24 protein-coding genes and 1 pseudogene are annotated in these 21019 nt (G+C 58.7%); 15 read left to right on the top strand and 10 right to left on the bottom strand.

Annotated elements, in window-relative coordinates; all coding sequences use genetic code 11:
• Nucleotide 1: 1 nt before the first annotated feature.
• Nucleotides 2–799 (top strand): aspartate/glutamate racemase family protein, encoded by a 798-nt coding sequence (locus tag FHT29_RS33860; RefSeq protein ID WP_037200114.1) that lies wholly within the window; start codon nt 2–4, stop codon nt 797–799.
• Nucleotides 800–1058: 259 nt separating this feature from the next.
• On the opposite strand, the gene FHT29_RS33855 is transcribed toward FHT29_RS33860, so the two are convergent.
• Entirely contained in the window at nt 1059–1328 is a 270-nt protein-coding gene (locus tag FHT29_RS33855) for an Lrp/AsnC ligand binding domain-containing protein (protein ID WP_052212734.1), read from the bottom strand.
• Between the two features lie 11 nt (nt 1329–1339).
• Here FHT29_RS33855 and FHT29_RS33850 point away from each other — a divergent pair.
• Both FHT29_RS33850 and FHT29_RS33845 read left to right on the top strand, forming a co-directional pair.
• Nucleotides 1340–1710 (top strand): annotated as a pseudogene (locus FHT29_RS33850) (IS5/IS1182 family transposase); the annotation flags it as partial.
• A 349-nt stretch (nt 1711–2059) separates the two neighbouring features.
• Nucleotides 2060–3010: a LysR family transcriptional regulator gene (locus FHT29_RS33845; protein WP_052212735.1), complete on the top strand. Its 951-nt coding sequence runs from the start codon at nt 2060–2062 to the stop codon at nt 3008–3010.
• A gap of 25 nt (nt 3011–3035) precedes the next feature.
• On the opposite strand, the gene FHT29_RS33840 is transcribed toward FHT29_RS33845, so the two are convergent.
• From FHT29_RS33840 to FHT29_RS33815, 6 genes are all read right to left on the bottom strand, one after another.
• Complete coding sequence (locus FHT29_RS33840) at nt 3036–4115, bottom strand: serine hydrolase (protein WP_047563040.1); 1080 nt, start codon at nt 4113–4115, stop codon at nt 3036–3038.
• A gap of 40 nt (nt 4116–4155) precedes the next feature.
• Entirely contained in the window at nt 4156–5145 is a 990-nt protein-coding gene (locus tag FHT29_RS33835) for an ABC transporter ATP-binding protein (protein WP_080760700.1), read from the bottom strand.
• Nucleotides 5142–6116 carry an ABC transporter ATP-binding protein gene (locus FHT29_RS33830; RefSeq protein ID WP_047563045.1) on the bottom strand — a complete coding sequence of 325 codons (975 nt, stop codon included), beginning with the start codon at nt 6114–6116 and terminating at the stop codon, nt 5142–5144. The genes FHT29_RS33835 and FHT29_RS33830 overlap by 4 nt, the downstream gene beginning before the upstream one ends.
• Nucleotides 6113–7000 carry an ABC transporter permease gene (locus FHT29_RS33825; protein ID WP_047563047.1) on the bottom strand — a complete coding sequence of 296 codons (888 nt, stop codon included), beginning with the start codon at nt 6998–7000 and terminating at the stop codon, nt 6113–6115. Before FHT29_RS33825 ends, FHT29_RS33830 begins: the two co-directional genes overlap by 4 nt.
• A 13-nt stretch (nt 7001–7013) precedes the next feature.
• On the bottom strand, nt 7014–7985 hold the full coding sequence (locus tag FHT29_RS33820; protein WP_047563050.1) for an ABC transporter permease: 972 nt from the start codon (nt 7983–7985) through the stop codon (nt 7014–7016).
• A gap of 166 nt (nt 7986–8151) precedes the next feature.
• Complete coding sequence (locus tag FHT29_RS33815; RefSeq protein WP_246703217.1) at nt 8152–9543, bottom strand: ABC transporter substrate-binding protein; 1392 nt, start codon at nt 9541–9543, stop codon at nt 8152–8154.
• A 118-nt stretch (nt 9544–9661) separates the two neighbouring features.
• On the opposite strand from FHT29_RS33815, the gene FHT29_RS33810 reads away from it, so the two are divergent.
• From FHT29_RS33810 to FHT29_RS34880, 3 genes are read left to right on the top strand one after another with little or no spacing between them, the layout of a single operon-like run.
• Nucleotides 9662–9859: a hypothetical protein gene (locus tag FHT29_RS33810; protein ID WP_162740714.1), complete on the top strand. Its 198-nt coding sequence runs from the start codon at nt 9662–9664 to the stop codon at nt 9857–9859.
• A 22-nt stretch (nt 9860–9881) separates the two neighbouring features.
• Nucleotides 9882–10223 (top strand): PAS domain S-box protein, encoded by a 342-nt coding sequence (locus FHT29_RS33805; RefSeq protein WP_047563055.1) that lies wholly within the window; start codon nt 9882–9884, stop codon nt 10221–10223.
• Nucleotides 10144–10377, top strand: a complete 234-nt coding sequence (locus tag FHT29_RS34880) for an HWE histidine kinase domain-containing protein (RefSeq protein ID WP_113102816.1) — start codon at nt 10144–10146, stop codon at nt 10375–10377. The genes FHT29_RS33805 and FHT29_RS34880 overlap by 80 nt, the downstream gene beginning before the upstream one ends.
• A 2-nt stretch (nt 10378–10379) precedes the next feature.
• Here the strand turns inward: FHT29_RS34880 and FHT29_RS33800 are convergent, their stop codons facing one another.
• Entirely contained in the window at nt 10380–11270 is an 891-nt protein-coding gene (locus FHT29_RS33800) for a LysR family transcriptional regulator (RefSeq protein WP_037200099.1), read from the bottom strand.
• A gap of 96 nt (nt 11271–11366) precedes the next feature.
• Here FHT29_RS33800 and FHT29_RS33795 point away from each other — a divergent pair, with 96 nt between their 5' ends.
• The 3 genes from FHT29_RS33795 to FHT29_RS33785 all read left to right on the top strand — a co-directional run bounded on the left by FHT29_RS33795 (nt 11367) and on the right by FHT29_RS33785 (nt 13512).
• Nucleotides 11367–12425: an aldo/keto reductase gene (locus FHT29_RS33795; protein WP_047563061.1), complete on the top strand. Its 1059-nt coding sequence runs from the start codon at nt 11367–11369 to the stop codon at nt 12423–12425.
• Between the two features lie 97 nt (nt 12426–12522).
• Entirely contained in the window at nt 12523–13077 is a 555-nt protein-coding gene (locus FHT29_RS33790) for a nuclear transport factor 2 family protein (protein WP_037197981.1), read from the top strand.
• Between the two features lie 108 nt (nt 13078–13185).
• On the top strand, nt 13186–13512 hold the full coding sequence (locus FHT29_RS33785; protein WP_047563513.1) for an Atu4866 domain-containing protein: 327 nt from the start codon (nt 13186–13188) through the stop codon (nt 13510–13512).
• A gap of 105 nt (nt 13513–13617) precedes the next feature.
• On the opposite strand, the gene FHT29_RS33780 is transcribed toward FHT29_RS33785, so the two are convergent.
• Entirely contained in the window at nt 13618–14517 is a 900-nt protein-coding gene (locus FHT29_RS33780; protein ID WP_047563063.1) for a LysR family transcriptional regulator, read from the bottom strand.
• A 93-nt stretch (nt 14518–14610) separates the two neighbouring features.
• Here FHT29_RS33780 and FHT29_RS33775 point away from each other — a divergent pair, with 93 nt between their 5' ends.
• The 3 genes from FHT29_RS33775 (at nt 14611) to FHT29_RS33765 (ending at nt 17065) form a co-directional block, all read left to right on the top strand.
• Nucleotides 14611–15444 (top strand): SDR family oxidoreductase, encoded by an 834-nt coding sequence (locus FHT29_RS33775; RefSeq protein ID WP_047563515.1) that lies wholly within the window; start codon nt 14611–14613, stop codon nt 15442–15444.
• 49 nt (nt 15445–15493) lie between these two features.
• Nucleotides 15494–15988 (top strand): lipocalin-like domain-containing protein, encoded by a 495-nt coding sequence (locus FHT29_RS33770; protein ID WP_047563065.1) that lies wholly within the window; start codon nt 15494–15496, stop codon nt 15986–15988.
• A gap of 99 nt (nt 15989–16087) precedes the next feature.
• Complete coding sequence (locus FHT29_RS33765) at nt 16088–17065, top strand: MBL fold metallo-hydrolase (RefSeq protein ID WP_047563066.1); 978 nt, start codon at nt 16088–16090, stop codon at nt 17063–17065.
• 18 nt (nt 17066–17083) lie between these two features.
• Here FHT29_RS33765 and FHT29_RS33760 read toward each other — a convergent pair whose 3' ends face one another.
• Nucleotides 17084–17989 carry a LysR family transcriptional regulator gene (locus FHT29_RS33760; protein WP_047563068.1) on the bottom strand — a complete coding sequence of 302 codons (906 nt, stop codon included), beginning with the start codon at nt 17987–17989 and terminating at the stop codon, nt 17084–17086.
• Between the two features lie 166 nt (nt 17990–18155).
• Between FHT29_RS33760 and FHT29_RS33755 the strand changes: the two genes are divergently transcribed.
• Genes FHT29_RS33755 through FHT29_RS33745 form a run of 3 tightly spaced genes read left to right on the top strand, consistent with a single transcriptional unit; the run spans nt 18156 to nt 20887 of the window.
• Nucleotides 18156–19148: an MBL fold metallo-hydrolase gene (locus tag FHT29_RS33755; RefSeq protein ID WP_047563070.1), complete on the top strand. Its 993-nt coding sequence runs from the start codon at nt 18156–18158 to the stop codon at nt 19146–19148.
• A gap of 22 nt (nt 19149–19170) precedes the next feature.
• Nucleotides 19171–20253, top strand: coding sequence for an aldo/keto reductase (locus tag FHT29_RS33750; RefSeq protein ID WP_047563072.1), 1083 nt, complete (start codon nt 19171–19173; stop codon nt 20251–20253).
• Nucleotides 20254–20302: 49 nt separating this feature from the next.
• Nucleotides 20303–20887, top strand: coding sequence for an intradiol ring-cleavage dioxygenase (locus FHT29_RS33745; protein ID WP_080760730.1), 585 nt, complete (start codon nt 20303–20305; stop codon nt 20885–20887).
• Nucleotides 20888–21019 lie beyond the last annotated feature (132 nt).

Below are 21019 nucleotides of genomic sequence, written 5' to 3'. Positions count from 1 at the left end.
CATGACGATCCATTCACTGCATGACACGACCCCGCTTCTCGTCAACAGGGAAGGTCTATCCTTCGACATCGATAACGGCATCGGCACGCTTGCCAATCTCGGCCTGCTGGTGCTTCGAACGGACCAGACGATCGAGGACGAGTTCCGCTTCGCGCTGCCGTCGTCGGACGTGGCGCTCTACGAGGCGCGGCTCTACAGCGATGTCGAGATCACGCCGGCAAACCTGATGAAAATGTCGGACGAGATCCCCGGCACGGTCGGCTTGCTTCCGGATGTGGCATTCGACGTTATCGGATTTGCCTGCACGTCCGGCTCCCTCGTCATCGGCGAGGATCGCATCGCCGAGCGTGTCCACGAGGTTCTGCCAAGCGTGAAGGTGACCAATCCGGTCACCGCCGTCCGCGCCGCGATGGAGGCGCTCGGCGCCCGGCGCATGGCGCTGCTTACACCCTACATGCCGGAGATTAACCACTCCCTGCGCGCCTCGCTGATGGCGAGGGGCATGGATATCCCGGTCATGGGCTCCTTCCATGAGCCGGATGACAATCGTGTGGCCCGAATCACGCCGGTTTCGATCGAGCGCGCTATTCTCGAGCTGGGAAGCTCGGATGAATGCGATGCTGTTTTCGTTTCCTGCACCAGTATGCGGGTTGCACGTATCGTTGAGCAGGTGGAGGCGAAGCTTGGCAAGCCGGTAACATCCAGCAATCATGCGCTCGCCTGGCACATGCTCCGGCTGGCCGGTTACAGTCAGCCAATGCCCGGTCTTGGTCAGTTGTTCACGTTGCCAGGCGGCTAACCCTTCGTCATTCATGCATCAGAACAGAGGTTCTGTTTCTGAAATTAGCTGGGCCAACGGTACACATCCTTTCAAGACCGACAAAAGCATCTTTCAGCTCATCACGGTCTCTTTCTCGTCACCCGTAAGGTATTGGAGTTCCTGAGGCCAATTTGTCAGAAATGCAGGATTATGATGAAATCACCACCCTGAAACTGCCTGATTCCCTTGAGTATATTCGACGAACGCGGACGAGGCACCGGGGTGTATATTTCGCGCCCTAAACTCGCTCGTTTTTGGGGGAGTTCATAACAACGCTACTGCTGATCGACGTGACCTGCGGAAGAGTTCCCAAAACCTCGGCGTGAAACCGTTTGTATGCCTCGATGTCAACCGTCTCCACGCGCAACGAATATTCCGTAACGCCGGTGACGACGTGACATTCGGTCACCTCAGGGGAGGCCAACATCGCGCGCTCGAATGCTTCCATGCTTGCTTTGCTATGGGCGGAAAGTTCGACGCTTACATAGGTGAGAAAGCCGATTCCCATGCGATTTCGCTCAATTCGCCGCCGATGGAGCTTATGATGGCACTCCCATCTGCAACGCTGTTCTGCGTCACAGCCCAGGCGCGAGGGTCGTCATTCCACCGCGCTCAAACGCGGTTGAACCGCCCACCGAGACGACCACATCGCATCCATCCGGATCGATGGTCGGCTGAAATGGCAGGCGTCTACCGGCTACGGCGAGAGGGCGCTGATCGAAACCGCGATGGGTCGATACAAAGGCGCCATTGGACCGCGTTTGCGCGCTCGGTCATTCCTTGCTCAACAGACAGAAGCTGCAATCGGCGTCGCCATCCTTAACAGAATGCTCGCCTGCGAACGCCCGAGATCAGTTCGTTGCCAAGCCACGACGGGAGCGACCAAATGAGCGAGCCATCAAAGACCAAATGATGACCAGTCGCTGAACGCTGCACCAACGCCATCCATACATGCAAAAATTTTTGGAGCCCCGGAATCGAAGAAAAATATTCCGTCATTCGATCTTAAGCGGTTTTGAAAAGCCTATAGGATGGCGCAGAACTCGACGATTGGCGTTCGAACGAGAGATTTTCTGGACATGCGCACACGTCATTTGAAATTTCATTCTACCACATAGATTTCTTGCAACAGAGCCTTCAAAGCTCATGCCTGAAGCGACGGGGCTGCCAACTATTCTCGGTAGGTGCAGTCCATGCCATTGTATCCATGCACATTCTTAAGGCTAAGGCGGGTTTCGCATGCAGCGATTTTCATTGGGATCCATCGATCTCAATCTACTCAAGGTCATCTATGCCCTCGTCGTCAAAGGCAACATGACGGCAGCCGGGGAGTATATCGGTCTCTCCCAACCCGCCATGAGCCATGCTCTGAAGCGCGTTCGCGCCATCACCGGTGATGAATTGTTCAGGAAAACGTCGGGCGGTTTCGTGATGACGCGATTCTGTACGGAAATATTCCCTGCGGTACGACGCATTATCGAAGACACCGAATCCGTCATGCTGTCACACCTCAAATTCGAACCGGAAACATCTCACCGCGCCTTCAGGATCGGAATGAACGACTATTTCTCCGTCGTCCTGATGCCTCGCCTCATTGAACGTGTGCAATCACGGGCCGAGCATTGTGTTCTGGAGGTCATTCACATGCCGCGCACGGGCGTGGCGCACAATCGAAACTTTCTGCCCGTCGTCCAGGAACATCTCGATGAGGGCACAATTGATGTTGCAGTGATGACCGCGGACAATTTTCCGGCCCGTTACCGGTGCACCTCACTCTTTACCGAGAGGCGGGTCTGCATCATGTCGGCCACCAATCCGGCCGCGAAGAAGCCGCTGACACTGGACGCACTGTTGTCGTTTGGACACGTCAAGGTCACCTCCGCTCCGACCCGCCGGGGCTGGATCGACGAGCGGCTGGATGCCATGGGTCTTGAGCGGAAAGTGGTTGCCGTCGTGCCACATTTTTCCGCCGCGGTCGCGATCATCGCCCGCAGCGATCTCGTGGCGATCATGCCGGAAAGCGTGGCCAAGCTGTTCGAACGTTCGCACGAACTCCTGCTGCTGGAATCTCCGTTTGCAGAAGAAAAACAGTCAACCAGCATGATCTGGCTTGCCGAAAAGGAGCGCGATCCGGCAAGTCAGTGGCTGCGGGAACAGATCTCCGCCTGTTTCCCCGGGGACGCGACCTGACCGGTCAGCGGCCTTGCGGCATCAATCACCCGACGGCCAGTTTTGCGCGGATGAAATGATCAGTCACGTCGAGGAAATCTCCCATGGTCACTGTCGGTAATTCTTCCTTGAAGCTGCCGTCGTTGCGGGCGATCGCCAGGTCGTCCGGGATTGCTCTTCTGTTGACAAAAACCATGTCGAGCGCTGGCAGGCATAGGATGAACTGCCCAAAATGACCCGCAGCAACACAGGCGCCCTGCCATTCCGGCGTCTCATCCGTCACGACGGGAATCCACCAGAGATAGCTGTAACCGGCAATCCGGGACTTCTCGCTCTCATTCATGCTTTCTGCAGGAACGCGGATTTTCGTGCTTTCTGCGACCCACTCGGCCGGCACCACCTGCCTGTCGCTCCAACGACCTTGTCGGACCATAGCAAGCCCCAGCCGCGCCATGTCGCGCCCGGATAGGAAGAAGTGATAGGCAAGGTAACGTGAGGCTCCCTCGTAACCCATCATCCGCTGACGACCGGGATCGAAATCCTGCATCTCCATCGGGCCTGCGAAATCCTCCTCGAATGCCTTGAAGACACTGCGGCCGGTCAACTGTTCGAAAGCGGCCCCGAGTACGTTGAAATCCCAGTTGTTGTAATGGAAATAGGTGCCTGGTTTCTTCGAGCCACGCTCGGGAATGTTTTTGGTATTGCTGCCGGGGCTTCCCGGCCGATGGTAAACGCCGGAACTGCTGATAAGAAGGTCGCGCAGCGTCGCCGTCTTTTCGATAGGTAGCAGGCCGAGGTGCTCATCGATGCCGAGATCTGCCATTGTCAGGTCGAGATCGATCTTTCCTTCGGTAACGGCTTTGCCCATCAGCATCGACAGGATGCTCTTGCGGGTTGAGGCGAGATAGCTCACTTCAGCAATATCGCCGTAGCTGTAGAGAATCTCGCCTCCGGCAACCGCCATGAAGGAGGTGGTTGGCAGGGCCTCTAGCGCTGCATCGACTTTTGACTGTATGTCGACCGAAAGTCCGTGTTCCTGCGGATTGTCCACCTGCTTCCATTCTTGTGCCGGAAATTCCTTGCCTTGGTCGGCAGACAGATGTTCCAGGGGGGCTGAAACGGACATAATTCTTCCTTTTACGGTTTTAGATTGTGATTTCCAGATGTCAGTCGTTCAGATGGCAGGCGCTCTTGTGGCGCGAACCGACTGAACGGAGCTCCGGCCGCATAACCCGACAGCGTGCCGTCGCCAATGGACAGCGGGGGTGGAAGTGACATCCCGAAGGCGGCGAAAGCGGGCTTGGTATTTCGCCCTCGATGGCAGAAAAGCGCCGCTGCACAGGATCGAGGCTCGGTCTCTCCTGAAGAAGTGCGCGGGTATAGGGGTGATTGGGATGCGAAAACAACTCCTCGACCGTCGCCTCTTCAACGACACGTCCGAGATACATAACCACGACGCGATCGGAGATGTGCTCGACAACGGAAAGATCATGGCTGATAAAGATGTATGTCAGGTCGAGCTGCTCTCTCAGGTCGAGAAACAGATTGAGTATCTGCGCCTGGATCGACACATCGAGAGCTGCGACCGACTCGTCGCAGATCAGCATGTCCGGTTGAACCGCAAGCGCGCGTGCGATGCCGATACGCTGGCGTTGCCCACCGCTGAACTGGTGGGGAAAGCGAGACGCCATTGAGGGATCCAGGCCGGAACGCGCCATCTGCTGACTGACATAATCATCCAGTTCCCGCGCCGTGGTCAGCCCATGATGAAGGGGAGCTGCGCCAATGATCTCACGCACACGCTGCCGGGGATTGAGAGAGGAGGAAGGGTCCTGAAAGATCATCTGGACCTTTAACCGGGCCGTCTCCGCCTCTTCTCCGGGCATGTCCTGAAGGCGTTTATCCCGGAAGAGCACTGTTCCGTCCGACGCCTGCAGGAGACCTGCCACCACACGTCCGAGCGTCGATTTCCCGCAGCCGGACTCACCGACGATCCCGACGACTTCGCCTTGCGAGACAGCAAGACTAACATCATCCAGCGCACGGACGACCGGATTTGGAGCTTTCAGGCCCATCAGTTCCGCGCCGCGTTCTACCACACCCGATTTGCGGCTGAAGCGCTTGCTGACGTTGCGGACTTCCAGTCGGTTGCTCACGATGGCGCTCCTTCCATAACGGGGTGAAAGCAGCGAAGCAGACGCCCCTCCACCGGCTCAGGCGTCGGCGGGTTGAGACAGATCTCAGTGGCTGACGAGCAGCGCGGGCGAAACGCGCAGCCTTTCGGCATGTTGACAACAGACGGGGTAGTGCCGGATATCTGCTTGAGCCGCGCGCCGCGTTGATTATGAGCGGGCAAGCTTGCAATCAGGCCGTTGGTATAGGGATGCAACGGCCGCCTCAGCAGATCGGCCGTAGAGCCCTGCTCGACGATCCGCCCGGCATACATCACCGACAGCTTCTCGGCCAAGCCCGCAACGACCGAAAGATCGTGCGTGACCCATATGAGGGCCGTGCCTTTCTCTCTGGCGAGTTTCTGCACAATCGAGAGAATTTGCGCCTGGATCGTCACGTCGAGCGCGGTCGTTGGCTCATCGGCGATGATGAGATCAGGCGACATGAGAAGGGCGATGGCTATTGCCACACGTTGCCGCATGCCTCCGGAGAACTGATGCGGATAAGCGCTTAAGCGTTCTTCAGGACTTGGAATGCCGACCATGCCCAGTGCATCTCGTGCGCGCTCTCGCGCAATCTGTTTACTGACGGACTCGTGCGCATGCACGACCTCCATCATCTGCGTGTCGACACGAAGCACAGGATTGAGTGTCGACATTGGATCTTGGAAGATCATCGCAATCCGGTTGCCTCGAATAGATCGCAGCTCTTTCTGCGAGGTGCTTCGCAAGTCCCGTCCTTTAAACAGAATTTGCCCGCTGGTGACCTGTACGGGCTTGTCGAGCAGACCCATGATGGAGAGCCCAGTCACGGATTTGCCGGATCCAGATTCCCCCACGAGACCCATGACTTCGCCCGTGGCGAGGCTGAGATTGACGTCATCGATAAGGGTGAAGTTGCCCTGCTCTGTCACGACCTCGGTTTTCAAACCTTTGATTTCAAGCATGGCAGTCATCTCCGTGCAGCCTTCGGATCCAGCAACTGGCGCAGACGGTCACCGACGAGATTGATGGCAAAGATCGTGATGAGAAGCGCGATGCCGGGGAAAAGCGCGATCCAATAGGTTCCTGACAGCATGAACTCGTATCCGCTGGAGATGAGAAGCCCGAGCGAAGGTTCGGTCACCGGAACACCGAGACCCAGAAAGCTCAGCGTGGCCTCAAGCGTAATGGCGCGTGCCACCTGCATGGTCAGCAGCACGAGGAGAGGTGACAGACAGTTGGGCAGCAATTGGCGAAACAGGATGTTCCTGTGTGGCAGCCTCAGGGAGCGCGCCGCCTCGACATATTCCCGACGCAGCTCCGTCAAAGCCGCGCCACGCGCAGTGCGGGCATAGGTCGCCCATTCGACCAGAACGATGGCAAAGACGACATTGCCAACGCTTTTGCCAAGAAGTGCAAGGATCAGCAGTGCAGACAGGATCGTCGGAAAGGAAAGCTGAAGGTCGACAAGCCGCATCATCGCGGTTTCAAGCCTTCCGCCGATATAGGCCGCCGCCAATCCGAATGCCGTTCCGATGATGAACGCGAGTGCCGCTGAGCCCAGCCCGACAATCAGGCTTATCCGCAAACCATAGAGAATGGCCGACAGAATGTCGCGGCCCTGATCGTCTGACCCGAGCAGAAAGGTAAAGCCTGCCGAGGATTCTGCGCCCGGAGCCATGCGCCCGTCCATGATGTCCAACTGCATCAGGTCGTAAGGGTTCTGCGGGGACAGATAGGGCGCAAAAACTGCTGTCAGGACGATCAGGATGATCAGCACCAGTCCGAGGACAGCCAAAGGCGAGCGCGCGAACTGCCGCATGAATTGCAGGCCTGTCCGAAATGTCGAGGAGCTCATAACCGCTTGCACGTCACTCTCCCTGAAGCCGGATGCGTGGATCGAGCAGCCTGTAGGTGACATCCACGACGAGGTTGATGATGACGAACATGATGACCACCAGCATGAGGTAGGCGACGATTACGGGGCGATCGAGCGCGGCGATGCTGTCGATGATGATCTTTCCGACACCGGGCCAGGCAAAGATGGTTTCGGTGACGACAGAAAACGCGATTGTGTGGCCGATATCGAGCCCGACAACGGTAACGACCGGGATCATGACATTCTTGAGAACATGGACGCTCAATATGCGACGTGGCGAAAGGCCCTTGGCTTTGGCAAACCGAACATATTCGCTGGACGCGGCTTCGCGGACACCCGCTTCGGTTAGCCGCGTCACCATGGAAATATTGAATAGCGAAAGGCTGACGGCCGGTAGTACCATGTGCCTAAGCCCGTCCAGCGTGACGAACGACCAGGGAGTGCCGAATAGGGTTCCGGTCGCTCCGCGACCGGAACTCGGCAGCCAGCCGAGCTGCACACTGAATATCATGATAAGCAGAATGGCGATCCAGAAGATTGGCAGGCTGAAGCCGAAGATCGAACCGATCATGATCGTGCGGGAAAAGGGGCTCTCGGGCTTCCATCCCGCCATAAGGCCGAGGGGAACGCCGAAAACGAGCGACAGCAGAACTGCCGCGAAAGCCAGCTCCAATGTTGCCGGCAGGCGCGAAAGGATGAGCTCGATAGCCGGTTCCTTGTAGACATAGCTGATGCCGAGATTGCCCTGGAGAATACCCTTCAGGAACAGAAAGAATTGCGCATATAGCGGACGATCAAGGCCGAGATCGGCGATCAGCCGCAGGCGGTCTTCATGGGTGGCTTCCGCCGGAAGCAAGGTTTCGATCGGGCTGCCTATCAGGTGAAGACCCACAAACACGATCGCGGCCATTGCTAAAGCAACCAGTATCGCTTGCAACAGGCGCTGTATAATCCATAGGGTCATGATGCCCTCTAAACATTGATGATGTAGCGACGACCCGCAGATTTCAGCATACGCGCGCCATCAGATATACCGCATTTGAGGTCTTCGCATCCTCGTGCAAAAGCCACTCATTCGGGCGCAGGACGTCAAGGCGACGGGTCGAAGACCTTCGGACCCGCCATGTGACCTATTCAGATATATCCTTGACGAGCGTGCGCTCATCGATCCGCGGCCTGTAAGACAAGCCCTTGCGCGTAACCCAGGCATTGCTCTGCTGATAAAGCGGCACGATGGCGCCGTCTTTCACCGCAATCTTGACCGCTTCGATAAGGGCTGCCTCGCGAGCCTTGTCGTCGTAAAGGGTCATTGCCTTCGCTACGAGATCATCAAGTGCCGGATTGGAATATCCGCTGTCATTTGCGGCGCCCAGCCCTCGCTTCGGATCGACAGTGCCAAGAACGTTCACCAACATGGAGCTCGCATCATAGGTAGCGTTGCCAAGACCCAACAGCTTGATGGAGAACTCCGATTTGCGCGAAGAGAACGTGGTCCATGGGAGGGCCTCCACGTTCGTCTTCACACCGATGCGCGTCCACATCTGTGCGACAGCCTGCACGACTGCAGGAGCATTGGGATAACGATCATTGGGCACGTGAACGGTCAGTTGAAAACCGTTGGGAAATCCTGCTTCGGCAAGCATCTTCTTGGCGGTTGCCGGGTCCGGTTTGGGTGGCTGGATGTCGTCGGTGTAGGAGAACGCGCCTTTCGGCAGCCACTGGCCCGATGCTGTCGCCGTTCCTTCCATGATCTTGTCGACGATACCTTCGCGGTTTATCGCCACGGACAACGCGGTACGGACCCGCGGATCGGCAAGCGGGTTTGTCTCCAGCGCGTTCCCATTCGGGCCCTTCACATTGGCCTTCCAGGTCTCGCCGGATGTCGTCGGTGCCAGATAGATCACGCGCAGCCCAGGCGTTGAGACGAAGGAGAGATTTGCAGTCGACTTGAAGCGCGCGATATCGGTGGCGGCGGGAGCATCGATAATGTCGACATCACCAGCCAGAATGGCTGTGGTGCGCGCGCTGGCGCTGGAGATCATGCGGTAGGTCGCATGGTCCCAGGCAACTTTCTTACCCCACCAGTCGGGATTGCGCTCTAGCCCAACTTCGATGCCCTGTTTGAACGCCGAGAACCGAAAAGCGCCCGTTCCGATCGCCGCCTTTCCGGAGTTGTAGTCGGCGGTGTCTGCGCCCTCGCCTGCGTGTCGGGATATAATTGCGATGTTGGCAAGATCGCCGGGAAGCGTGGGCGCCGGTGTCTTTGTGTTGATGATGACAGCAAGATTTCCATCGGCTTCGGCGCTTGCGACATTTCTTACGAAACCCCCGAACCCGCCCGGGCTGTTGGGGACATTCCCAGCGCGACCGAGCGTGAAAACCACGTCATCGGCAGTGAAGGGCTTTCCGTCGTGCCATTTTACGCCTTCACGAAGGGTGAAGCGCCACTTTGTATCCGAAACCGCTTCCCATTTCGTCGCCAGCCCGTCAACCAGTTGCCCTTCGGCTGTTCGCTCGGTCAACCTGTCAAAGATCTCCATCGCGATGCTATTGTTGGGCGATGCGTTGTAAAAATGCGGATCGATTGATGTTACAGTGCCGCTCAGTCCAACAGTGATATCCTTTGCAGCTGCAGGACTAATGAAAAAGCTGGCGCAACTCGCCAAGCACAACAAAAAAGCTCGCGTCTTCATCATGTTCCCTTTTTTCTTTTTCAGCCAATTGGAGGTGGCTTACTCACCTCGGAGGCTGGAGAACACTTATTTCCACCTCCTCGTGATTTATCAAATGAATGTTTTTCGGACGGTCATTCGCCAGACGAATATCGGGGGACAGTAGCACGAGCGGTCATAGATATTCGATGGCAGCTCTGCTCAAGCAAATCATCGGCCGCGTCGAGGAGAATCACGGCGGCATTATCCTCTCGCGGATCCAGCGAGGCGAGCGCGTCGACCATTTTGAGACGCGTTGTCGTCGCAAGGATGGAACGCTCGTCGATATATCGCTTGTAACTTCTCCCATCCGCAATGCGAAAGGCGACATTGTCGGCGTATCCAAGATCGCGCGTGATATAACGGAACGACGCCTTGCGCAGGAGCGACAGGCGCTCTTGATGGGGGGAAATGCGCCATCGCGTGAAGAATTTGTTCGCGTTGGCGAGTGCGATCGTATCGATAAGTGCAAGGGCGCCTGGAAATGTTGATGATGTGCTACGGGCTATTCAATCTCGACTGACGTCGCTGGCGCGTGCCCATGAGCTAACCATGACGGTCAAGCCAGACGCTTGCGGGCCGAAATGCCAAACCCGGCCGCCAAGTTCTGCGATCCTCCTGGGAAAGACCCTCCTGATGGGCTGACGCTATCGCCACCGCTTCACATGGTCGACGAGTGCCCGAAGCTTCGGAGGGAGGTTGTGTCGGCTAGGATAATAAAGAAAAAACCCGGCAAAGGGAGGACAATACTCCTGAAGCAGAGCGACGAGCTGACCGGATTCGACATAAGGTTTGAAGGTGTCCTCCATCCCGAAGGTGATGCCGCCGCCGGCACAGGCTGTGCGGATCATAAGCCACATGTCGTTGGTGGTGATCTGGGGGTCGACCGCCACGTCGAACTCGCGTCCACCCTGGCCGAATTCCCAACGATAGGGCGCGCTGTGGGGAGCTGGTCGCCAACCAATACAACGATGCGCCGAGAGCTCCGAAGGGTGTTCGGGTCTGCCGAAACGTTCGATGTAGGACGGCGCGGCGAAGGCGCCCTGACGCTGCTCACCCGACACCGGAACGGCAATCATATCCTGATCGATCACTTCGCCCAAACGTACCCCCGCGTCGTAGCCTTCCGCGACAATGTCGAATTCTTCGTCCGTGACGGTCACATCAATCTGGATGGCGGGAAAGGTGTCCGCGAAACGCGCCAGCAGCGGCCCGGAGATGAACTGCTCGGCGATGGATGACACCGCGAGCCTCAACAGTCCGCTTGGTGCGCTGTCGCGGTCCGCCGTCGCGTCGAGCGCCAGTCCGACTTCGGAAATAGCCGGGGCCACCCGCTGATACAGTCGTTCGCCAGCCTCTGTGAGACTGACACTGCGCGTCGTTCGCTGCACGAGCGCGACACCCAACCGATCTTCGAGACGCCGGATGGCCTGGCTGATCGCTGGCCGAGTGACGCCCAAATTCTCCGCGGCCACACGAAAGCTCCGCGCTTCGGCGACGGCCAGGAAAACAGAGATGCCGCTCAGGTCGATTGCCATTGGTTAGATTTAGTTATCAGAGTGGTCATCATTGAGCAAGTTGTTCGCTCTCCTCGGCGCATCTACTTTGGATCTCGCAACCAAGAGAGAGCCAATATGACGCTTGATCATTACAAACTTCTGGGACGGTCGGGCTTGCGCGTTTCACCGTTGAGCCTCGGAACGATGACCTTTGGTTCCGACTGGGGTTGGGGGGCGGACGGCGAGGAGGCCCGCCGCATCTTCGATCTCTATGTCGACCGGGGCGGCAACTTCCTCGACACGTCGGTAAACTACACCAACGGCCGTGCCGAGAGCCTGCTCGGCACCTTCATCGGCGACAAGCGCGAGCGGATCGTTCTTGCGACGAAATTTACCATGGCGCGCGACCCCGGCAACCCGAACTCCGGCGGCAATCACCGCCTGAACGTGGTGCGCTCCGTCGAGCAGAGCCTGACGCAGCTCGGCACTGATCGCATCGACCTCCTTTATCTCCATGCATGGGATATGACGACCCGGCCGGACGAGGTCATGCGAGCGCTCGACGACCTCGTTCGGTCCGGGAAGGTGCTCTATCTCGGCGTCTGCAACACGCCTGCATGGCGCGTCGCGCAGATGCAGACGCTCGCCGACATCCGCGGCTGGTCTCCTTTCGTGGCGATGCAGATCGAATACAGCCTCGTGGAGCGGACCGTCGAGCACGAGCTTCTGCCGGCGGCCGCGGATTTGGGCCTTGGGGTGCTTCCATGGTCGCCGCTCGGCGGTGGCGTGCTCACGGGCAAGTATTCCCTGGCCGACATCGAGGATTCGCGAGAGGCGACCGTGTCTGCCAGCCGGAAGGGTGTCATAGCTTCGTCCGGACATCTGAATCAACGTGCGATCGAAATTGCGGACGAGGTTCGAGCCGTCGCCGAAGAGGCCAACTCCACGCCATCGCGGGTAGCGGTTGCGTGGACATTGTCCAATCCGACTGTCGTCTCCCCCATCATCGGCGCCCGCACGCTCGCCCAGGCCGAGGACAATCTCGGAGCTCTAGATCTGCTGCTGACGCCGGAGCAACTGGATCGTCTAAACCGGGTCAGCGCACCTAGCCCCGTCTTTCCCGCTCGCTTCACGCAACGTCCCCTCGTCCAGCAACTGATCTTCGGCGGTGCCGCGGTCGAACGCCGCGGTTGACCGTTCAAACGACGTGACGCCTGTCGACCGTGCATGCAGCTTCATTGCCGGTCGATGAGTCTCAGCACGCTCTCAGCAACAGGAAAGGACCGATACCATGACCATTCTTCCGACACGCCACCGAGTCGCCGGCGCGAGCCGAACAGCTCTGATCACATTGGCATTGCTGTCGCTCGCCTTGCCGGGCCGAGCCATTGCCAACACCGCGGCAACACAGGTGCAGGCTCCGGACAGTGCCGCGATCGAACGGCAGAACAAGGCTATCGTCGAAGCCGCCTTCGAAAAATGGCGTGGGGGCACCTACGTCTTCGCGGAACTTCTCGCTCCCGACGTCGTCTGGACGATCCATGGCTCCGGGCCGGTCGCGGGCACCTATCGCAACCAGAAGGATTTTATCGAACAGGCATCGCGTCCTCTGACCAGCCGCCTTGCGACGCCGGTCGTGCCGGAGGTGCACGACATCTTTGCCGACGGCGACACGATCATCATCCGCTTCGACGGAACAGCGACCACGACGTCGGGCGCACCTTATCGCAACCAGTTTGTCTGGATATTCGAGATGAAGGACGGTCTCGTCGTCAAGGCGGAAGCCTTCCTGGACCTCGTTGCCTATCAGCAGGTCGTGGACAACAACGCTCCGCGTCCTCAATGACCGACGCCCGCGGCTTCGGCAGAACTTGACTGTCTGCCGAACCGACACCGCGCACCCATGCGCTATCGCCTCCAAACCGAAAACAGTAACGCTGAATGGAGCAAGACCATGCGACAGTCACTTGCGGCACTCATCACCGCCAGCCTTACGTTTCAGCCCGCAGAAGCACAGGAGACCAATTTGCAGCCGAACCATCCATATGCTGGCATGTGGGTCACCGACGACAACCGCGTTCGCCATGAACTTCTACCGAACGGACGCTATGTCGAGGCCCGCGGCCAGCGCGAGCGAGCCTATGAAGGGCGCTACGAAGTCGACGGGACACATATCGAGTATTGGGACGACACGGGCTTCACTGCCGACGGCGATTTCGTCGATGCCAATACACTGCACCATGGCGGCATGATCTTGCGTCGCAAGCCAGCGACGCCTTGACATACCGCCGGGCCTCCGCGATGCGGAAACGGTTCAGAGCGATGGGGTGCCGCAGGTCTTCCTGAATCCATTTGACAGGCACGGACGCAATTTGCCGCCGTCCCGTCATCGTGTCCTGTCCACCTCTCGCAGGAGGTCGATGAAGGCCCGTAACGGCGAGGGCACGTGCCGACTGCGCGGGTAGTAGAGCGCCAAGCCTGGTGTCGGCGGACACCATTCGTCAAGTACTACCAGCAACTGGCCGGATGCCAGGAATGGCCGTGCGAAATAGTCGGGCACATAGGCGATGCCGCGTCCGTCCACCGCCGCCTGCACGAGAAGATCATTGTCATCGAGGGTGAGGTTGCCCGGGACGTCGATCGCCACTTCCGCGCCGCGTTTTGAGAACTCCCAGCGATAGCGCTTTCCGCTCGGCAAACGTTGGCGGACGCAGCAGTGCACATAAAGATCGTCGGGCGTATGCGGTCTTGCTTTCCCGTCCAGATAGGAAGGCGCCGCCACGGCGATGAAACGCACGTCGCCGCCGAACTTCACCGCGACCATGTCTTTCGGAACAGCTTCCAGCAGGCGTATTCCGGCATCGAAACCCTGTTCCACGATATCGACGAGCCGACCTTCCGAAACAAGATCAAGCTCGACGTCGGGATAGAGATCGAGAAAGCGCGGCACGACCTCTGCGAGGAGAATGCGCGCGCCGCTCTTGTTTGCATTAATCCGCAGTGTGCCGCTCGGGGTGCCGCGTTCCTCCGACAAGGTATCGAGCGCCTGATCGAGTTCCTGAAGGACCGGATCGAGGCGCGCGAGCAGGCGCGCGCCGGCCTGGGTCAGCGACACGCTGCGTGTCGTCCGGTTGAAGAGCCGCACGTCCAGTTTTGCCTCCAGTCCGATGATTGCGTGGCTGAGAGCCGAGCGCGATACGCCCATGATCTCGGCCGCTCTGCGAAAGCTCTGGTGACTGGCCACCGCCGCAAAGGCCGCGAGATCGTTCAAACTAGGGCGTACCATTCGTGAAATATCCTCACCATCTCATCTCAAATTGAAGACCTTATATCACCAATGTTGATGTTTTACATTCGCATGAACAAAACAGGAGTTCACATGCCAAAGATTTGGTTCATCACCGGCGCCTCCTCGGGGCTCGGCCTCGAGATGACGCAACAGCTGCTCAGCCAGGGACACAAGGTGGTCGCTACGATTCGAAGGGCCGGGGCGCTGACGAAACTTGCGCAGGAATACGGCGATCGTCTCGATATCGTTCAGCTCGATCTGGCCGAACCGGAGAGCATTGCCTCGACCGTTAACGGCGCGTTCCAACGGCACGACCGGATCGACGTGATCGTCAGCAATGCCGGCTACGGTCTGTTCGGTGCTGCGGAAGAGCTCACGAACGAAGAGATCGGCCGGCAGATCGCCACCAATCTTGCCGGATCCATCCATCTGATCCGTGCAGTACTTCCCCTTCTTCGAAGGCAAGGCGGCGGGCGAATCGTCCAGGTCTCGTCCGAAGGAGGGCAGATCGCCTATCCGGGCTTCAGCCTCTATCACGCAACCAAGTGGGGCATCGAGGGCTTCGTCGAATCCGTCGCACAGGAAGTGGCGCCTTTCGGTATCGACTTCATTATCGCCGAGCCGGGACCGACCGGCACGAATTTCGGAGCCAATCTCGTCCGTGCGACACCGATGGACGCCTACGATGAAACCCCTGCCGGCTCAGTTCGCCGGGCGATCACTGAGGGCAGCTTCGAGATCAAGGGAGATGCGGCGCGCACCGTAGCCGCAATCATATCAGCCGCCGAGAGCGAGACGCCGCCATTGCGGTTGGCGCTGGGCAGCACTGCCTATTCATCTATCTCGCAGGCGCTTTCCGCACGCCTGTCCGCTCTTGAGGCGCAGCGGGAAGTGGCGAATTCCGCCGATCGGCAGGATCTGTGAACCGCAGCAGTGGCGGAAGAACAGACCTCATGAACAGGAAGGAAAAAACATGTCCATTCGACCGGTCATATTGGCCCTTGCCCTCAGCATTTCGTCTTCTGCCTTTGCGCAGACTGCCGCAGAAAATCAGGTCGCGGGCACTTGGCGGATGATGTCGGCAACGATTGATCCCGGTGGAAAAAATATCTCCGCCTATGGAGAGAAACCCAACGGTCTTCTCGTCTTCACTCCCGACATGCACTTCGTGGAAGTTCTTACCGACGCCGCCATCCCGCGGTTTGCTTCTAACGCTCGCGGTGAGGGAACGGATGATGAAAATCGTATGGCCATGTCACGCAGTATCGGGTTTTTCGGAACCTACACCGTCGATGAGAAGGGAGAATTCAGCGGAAACCGTGTCGAAGGGGCCACATTCCCGAACTGGGTTGGCAGTGTGCGAACCCGTGATGATCTGAGGCTGGTCGTTGACGGCGACCGTATGACTGAACAATTCCGTAGGCCGGAAGGCACTGAAATCAGGATCGAATGGCAGCGCGTCAAATGAGGCACCGGAGGGCGGTCCTCTGCACAAGGTCTCGACCTTGCGAGCGTCCGCCCTTCGAGCATGCCAAAAACGAAGTTGAGCTATCCGGAGGAAAGAGCCATGCTTTTCAATCGCCGCTCCATGTTCACGGCAGGAGCCGTAACCGCGCTGGCGCTTTCAACGCCTCAGATCATGACACGCGCTGCCTTCGCGGCCGCTCCACCGAAATCGGACATCGCCAACACCGGCTTTTACCGCTTCATGCTGGGCGAGTTCGAGATCACTGTCATTCTCGATGGCAGCCGGATATTCGATGGCCCACATCCGACCTTCGGCGCCGATCGGGACGCCGACGAAGTCGTATCTCTCATGAAAGCCAACTTTCTGCCGTCGGATCGGATGATCGGGCAATTCAACCCGGTGCTTGTGAACACAGGAACGGACCTCATCCTCTTCGACACCGGCAATGGGCCGGAGGGTAGGGAGTTTGGAACCGGGCAACTGGCGAACCGCATCGCGGCATCGGGCTATGCGCCGTCCGATGTGACAATCGTGGCGATTTCTCATCTGCATGCCGATCACATCAACGGGCTCATGGAAGGCGATCGTCCGGGGTTCAGCCGGGCACGATATGTCGTCGGTCAGGCAGAATGGGACTTCTGGACTTCAAGCGACTTTTCTGGAACTCCGGCTGCGATGCATGCGACGGCCATTCAGAGGAAGGTCCTGCCGCTCAGGGAGAAGATGACCTTCATCGGCGGCGATGTATCGATAGCGCGGGGTGTTACAAGCATGGCGGCCGCCGGACACACTCCCGGTCACATGGCGTTCCTGTTGGACTCGGCAGGCCGTAACCTGGTGCTGACGGGAGATACGGCAAACCATTTCGTTGCCTCTCTGCAGAAGCCGGATTGGGAAGTTTCTTTCGACATGGACAAAAGCGCGGCTGCCAGCGGTCGCAGAAGGATATTCGGCATGCTGGCTGCCGAGAAAATCCCGTTTATCGGCTATCACATGCCTCATCCGTCGGCCGGCTATGTCGAGCCGCTCGGCACAGGGTTCCGCTTCGTGCCGGTGAGCTATCAATTCTTGATCTGAGGCCTGGCTTGGACCGAGTCAGCCGCTGGCCTGCCAGTCGTAATTTCTCATGTAGTCGAGAAACGCGCGCATGGCGGCACTCGGAAGGCGGCGGCTGGGATAGTATAAGAACCAGTGAGGCAAGGTGGGGCTCCAGTCGGAGAGAAGCTCGACCAGCCGGCCATTTTCGATATGCGGTTTGGCGTAGTCATCGAAGACATGGGCGATTCCTCTGCCCGCCAGTGCAGCTTGAAGTTCATTGTGTGCAGAACTGACCGTCAAGCGTCCCGTTGGAGTGACTTCGATCTCTTCGCTTCCTTCGTCAAACCGCCAGGTGACGAGCGTGCCACCAGGGAATCGACGTCTTATACAGTCGTGACCAACGAGTTCGTGCGGCGTCTGCGGCTGTCCGCACCTCTTGATATAGTCAGGTGAAGCTACGATTGCATAACGAAGCGCGGGTCCAAGCGGCAGCGCAATCATGTCCTGGGCAAGCTGCTTGCCGAACCTGACACCGGCATCGAAACCCTGTTCCACGATATCGATGACTGCCGCATCGCTGATGATTTCGATCTTCACCTCGCGGTAGGTCTCCATAAAGTCGAATACCAGCGGGCAGAGAAAATGATCGACGGCCGGTGCCGGTGCGTTGATCCTGAGAGTTCCAGATGGGCTGTCCCGCAATTCGTCAACCTCTGCGATGGCGAGCCTGATGTCGCTCAACGCAGGTGCCAGACGCTCAAGAAGGCGCTGTCCCGCTTCCGTCGGAAAAACGCTCCTCGTCGTTCGGTTGAGGAGCCGGATACCTAAAGCTTCTTCCAGGGCGTTCATCGTCTGGCTCAACGCCGATGACGAGACCCCTCGCTCGAGTGCTGCTGCGCGGAAACCGCCACAGCGCACAATGGCCACGAAGACATCGAAGCTGTCCAGGCGAATAGGGTCCATTGAGAAGTATTTCTAACCAAGGTGATAAACTTAGCGCAGGTTATCAGATCAATCGACCCATGTCATGGTGAGCTCAGAGCTTATCGCCGTGCTCGATCTGCTTCCTTTACCGGGCAGTTCGACCAGCCAAGCCAATGAAGAGTGTCCAACGTAGAAGGGAAGACCGATGAATGCCTTCACCCTCAACAGACGTGCTATCATGCTGTCCGCTGTCGCAGGCGCATCGAGCATGCTCATCCCAAGCCTGGGTGGCTCCGGCAGAGCCAACGCCCAGGCCGCGTCCTCGGCGAGGGGCAATTCGGGTCATTACCGCTTCCGCGTCGGCGAAATCAGCGCGACGGTCTTAAGCGATGGTGTGATTGGTGGCCCGCCCCGCGTCTATGCAAGCAACGCGCCGGAAACCGAGCTTCAGGAGGTCCTGCGGCAGGCATTTCTGCCGACCGACCACATGACGCTCAACCTCAACACACTGCTGATCGAAACCGGCGGTCAGCGGATTCTAATCGAGGCCGGCGCGGGCAAAACAATGGGCCCGAACGGTGGCCGGATCTTCGATAACCTCGCGGCAATCGGTCTTGATCCTGCCGATATCAACGCGATCGTCATCTCCCACACCCACCCCGACCATGTCGGCAATCTGAGAACCGCAGACGGCGGCAAGGCCTTTCCCCGCGCCACTGTCTTCGTCCCGAAGGCAGACTGGGACTTCTTCGTCCACACCGATCCGGATCTCTCCTACATGCCTGTGCCGGAGGAATTCCGTCTGCGCTTTGCGGCAAACATCAAGAACAGCCTCGCGCCGGTCATGAACGACATCGAGCTTTATGAAGCCGGCGGCGAGATCGTGCCGGGTCTGACGACGATCGTCGCATCCGGCCACACGCCGGGCATGGCGACCTTCCTCGTCCATTCCGGGAGCGACCAGTTGCTGCTCACGGCAGACCTTGCCTACCACCCTGTTGTCAACGTCGACAATCCTTGGCTGCCCGGACCCGACCGCGACAAGGAAACGGCTCTTTCCTCCCGCCGTCGTATTTTCGACAGGGCTGCCGCCGAGCGCATGCCCGTGCTTGGATTCCATTATCCATTCCCTGGTCTTGGTCGGATGCTGAAGACCGATGGTGGCTACGCGTGGGTACCCGCCAACTGGCAGTTCTGACGCTCAGAAACAGGAGACACGTATGGACCAGTCGAATATCAACAGGCGCAGCTTCCTCGGCGCGATGGGTGCGGCGGCAACAGGGTTGGCTCTCGCCACTCACGCTGCGGCGCAGACCCAGGGAACGAATGCGGCGTTCTCAGTTTCTGGATCAAATCCGGAGGTGCTGACCCGCAGCTTGCCGCGCACCGGCGAACGCGTCACAGCCTTGGGTCTCGGCACCTTCCTGACCTTCGATCTGAAGCCCGGCGATCGCCGCGACGCTCTCAGGCAGGTCTTCGAACGCTATGTCGGGGCAGGTGGTCGCGTGGTCGATACCTCGCCGCTGTACGGTTCGGCCGAGGTGAGCGTCGGCCAGTTCATGGGCGAGTTTGAAAGATCCGACGAGATGTTCCTCGCCAACAAGGTCTGGTCGACAGGAGAATACCTCGGCGACGAAAGCCACGCCGTTGAAAGCTTTCGGCAATCGCGCATGCGGACATGGCGTGACACGATCAATCTCCTGCAATGCCACAGCATCACCAATGCGCCGGTCGTCATTCCGCTGATGAAGGCATGGAAGAAGGAAGGTCTCATACGCCATGTCGGCGTGACCCATCACGAGTCGGCGGCACAGGACCAGTTGCTGGCGATCGTCCAACGCGACGATGTCGACTTCATCCAGACGAACTACTCGATCTTCAACCGCGACGCCGAGCGCCGCCTTCTCCCGGCCGCCGCCGGCAAGGGCGTCGGCGTCCTGATCAATTTACCGCTTGAAAAAGCACGGCTGATGAAGGTGGTCGAGGGACATCCGCTTCCCGACTTCGCACAGGAGTTCGGGGCCAACAGCTGGGCGCAGTTCTTCCTGAAATGGGTCATGGCGCATCCGGCCGTCACGAGCGTGCTCTGCGGCACTTCCAACCCTGACCACATGAGTGACAACGTCCAGGCGATGACAGGCCCGCTTCCAGACGAGCGCATGCGGGCCCGCATGGTCGCACATATGGAGACCATTCCCGGCTTCGGCTCCATCGGCACGATGCCGTGGTATCCCGGTAAGGAGAATATGTATTCCGGCCTGATCCGGGAAGCGCAGGCGAATGCTGCGCAACGCCTGCGGTAAAACATACAGCCGCCCACCTTCAACTCCACGGACACAGGGAGGTATGACCTTGCCCTCCACCAGACGCTCTCTTCTGACGGCATTTCTAACACTGCCTCTCATTGATGCCGTACGGGTGAGGGCGTTTGCGCAATCCGCTCCCGAGCTGCCTCTGACCCCGTCATGTGATGATGGGGGCGACCCGACGCTCGAACGGGAAGCCGGCCCCTTCTTCAGGCCTAACTCCCCGCTCGAACGCGATCTCTATCCCCACGCGCCCGGTGGCGAGCGGATCACCGTCGCGGGGTTCGTCTTTGACAGTCGCTGCCGGCCTCTGCCCGGAAGCCTCGTCGAGATTTGGCATGCGGACGAAAATGGTGACTACGATAGCGTCGGCTTCCGCCTGCGCGGACACCAGTTCGCCGACGCGCGAGGACGCTGGTGGTTCAATACCATCATGCCCGCGCTTTACACCGGCCGAACGCGTCATTTTCATTTCAAGGTGCAGCGCCCTGGTGGGCGCGTCCTCACCACCCAACTCTATATTCCCGGAGAGCCCAGAAATGCCGGAGACAGGCTGTTCGACAAGGCACTCCTCCTCGACATCAGGCAAACCGGTGATGGAAAGTTCGGACGATTTGATTTTGTGATTTGACGAAGGAAAGCCGTCGGGGAGGGGGTGTTTAGTCGCCCTAGCACTACTTTGGCAGATTAACCGGCCATTTACGATGATGGGCCATCTTGGGCGCTTTCATAGGGGTGCGCGAGATGGCGGAATTGGACGCTG

Origin of the sequence: Rhizobium sp. SG741 (assembly GCF_012275435.1) — a bacterium.
In the GTDB taxonomy this organism is placed as follows: domain Bacteria; phylum Pseudomonadota; class Alphaproteobacteria; order Rhizobiales; family Rhizobiaceae; genus Rhizobium; species Rhizobium lusitanum.
Note: the sequence above shows the minus strand (reverse complement) of the source record. Positions and strands in the feature narration are given on the sequence as shown.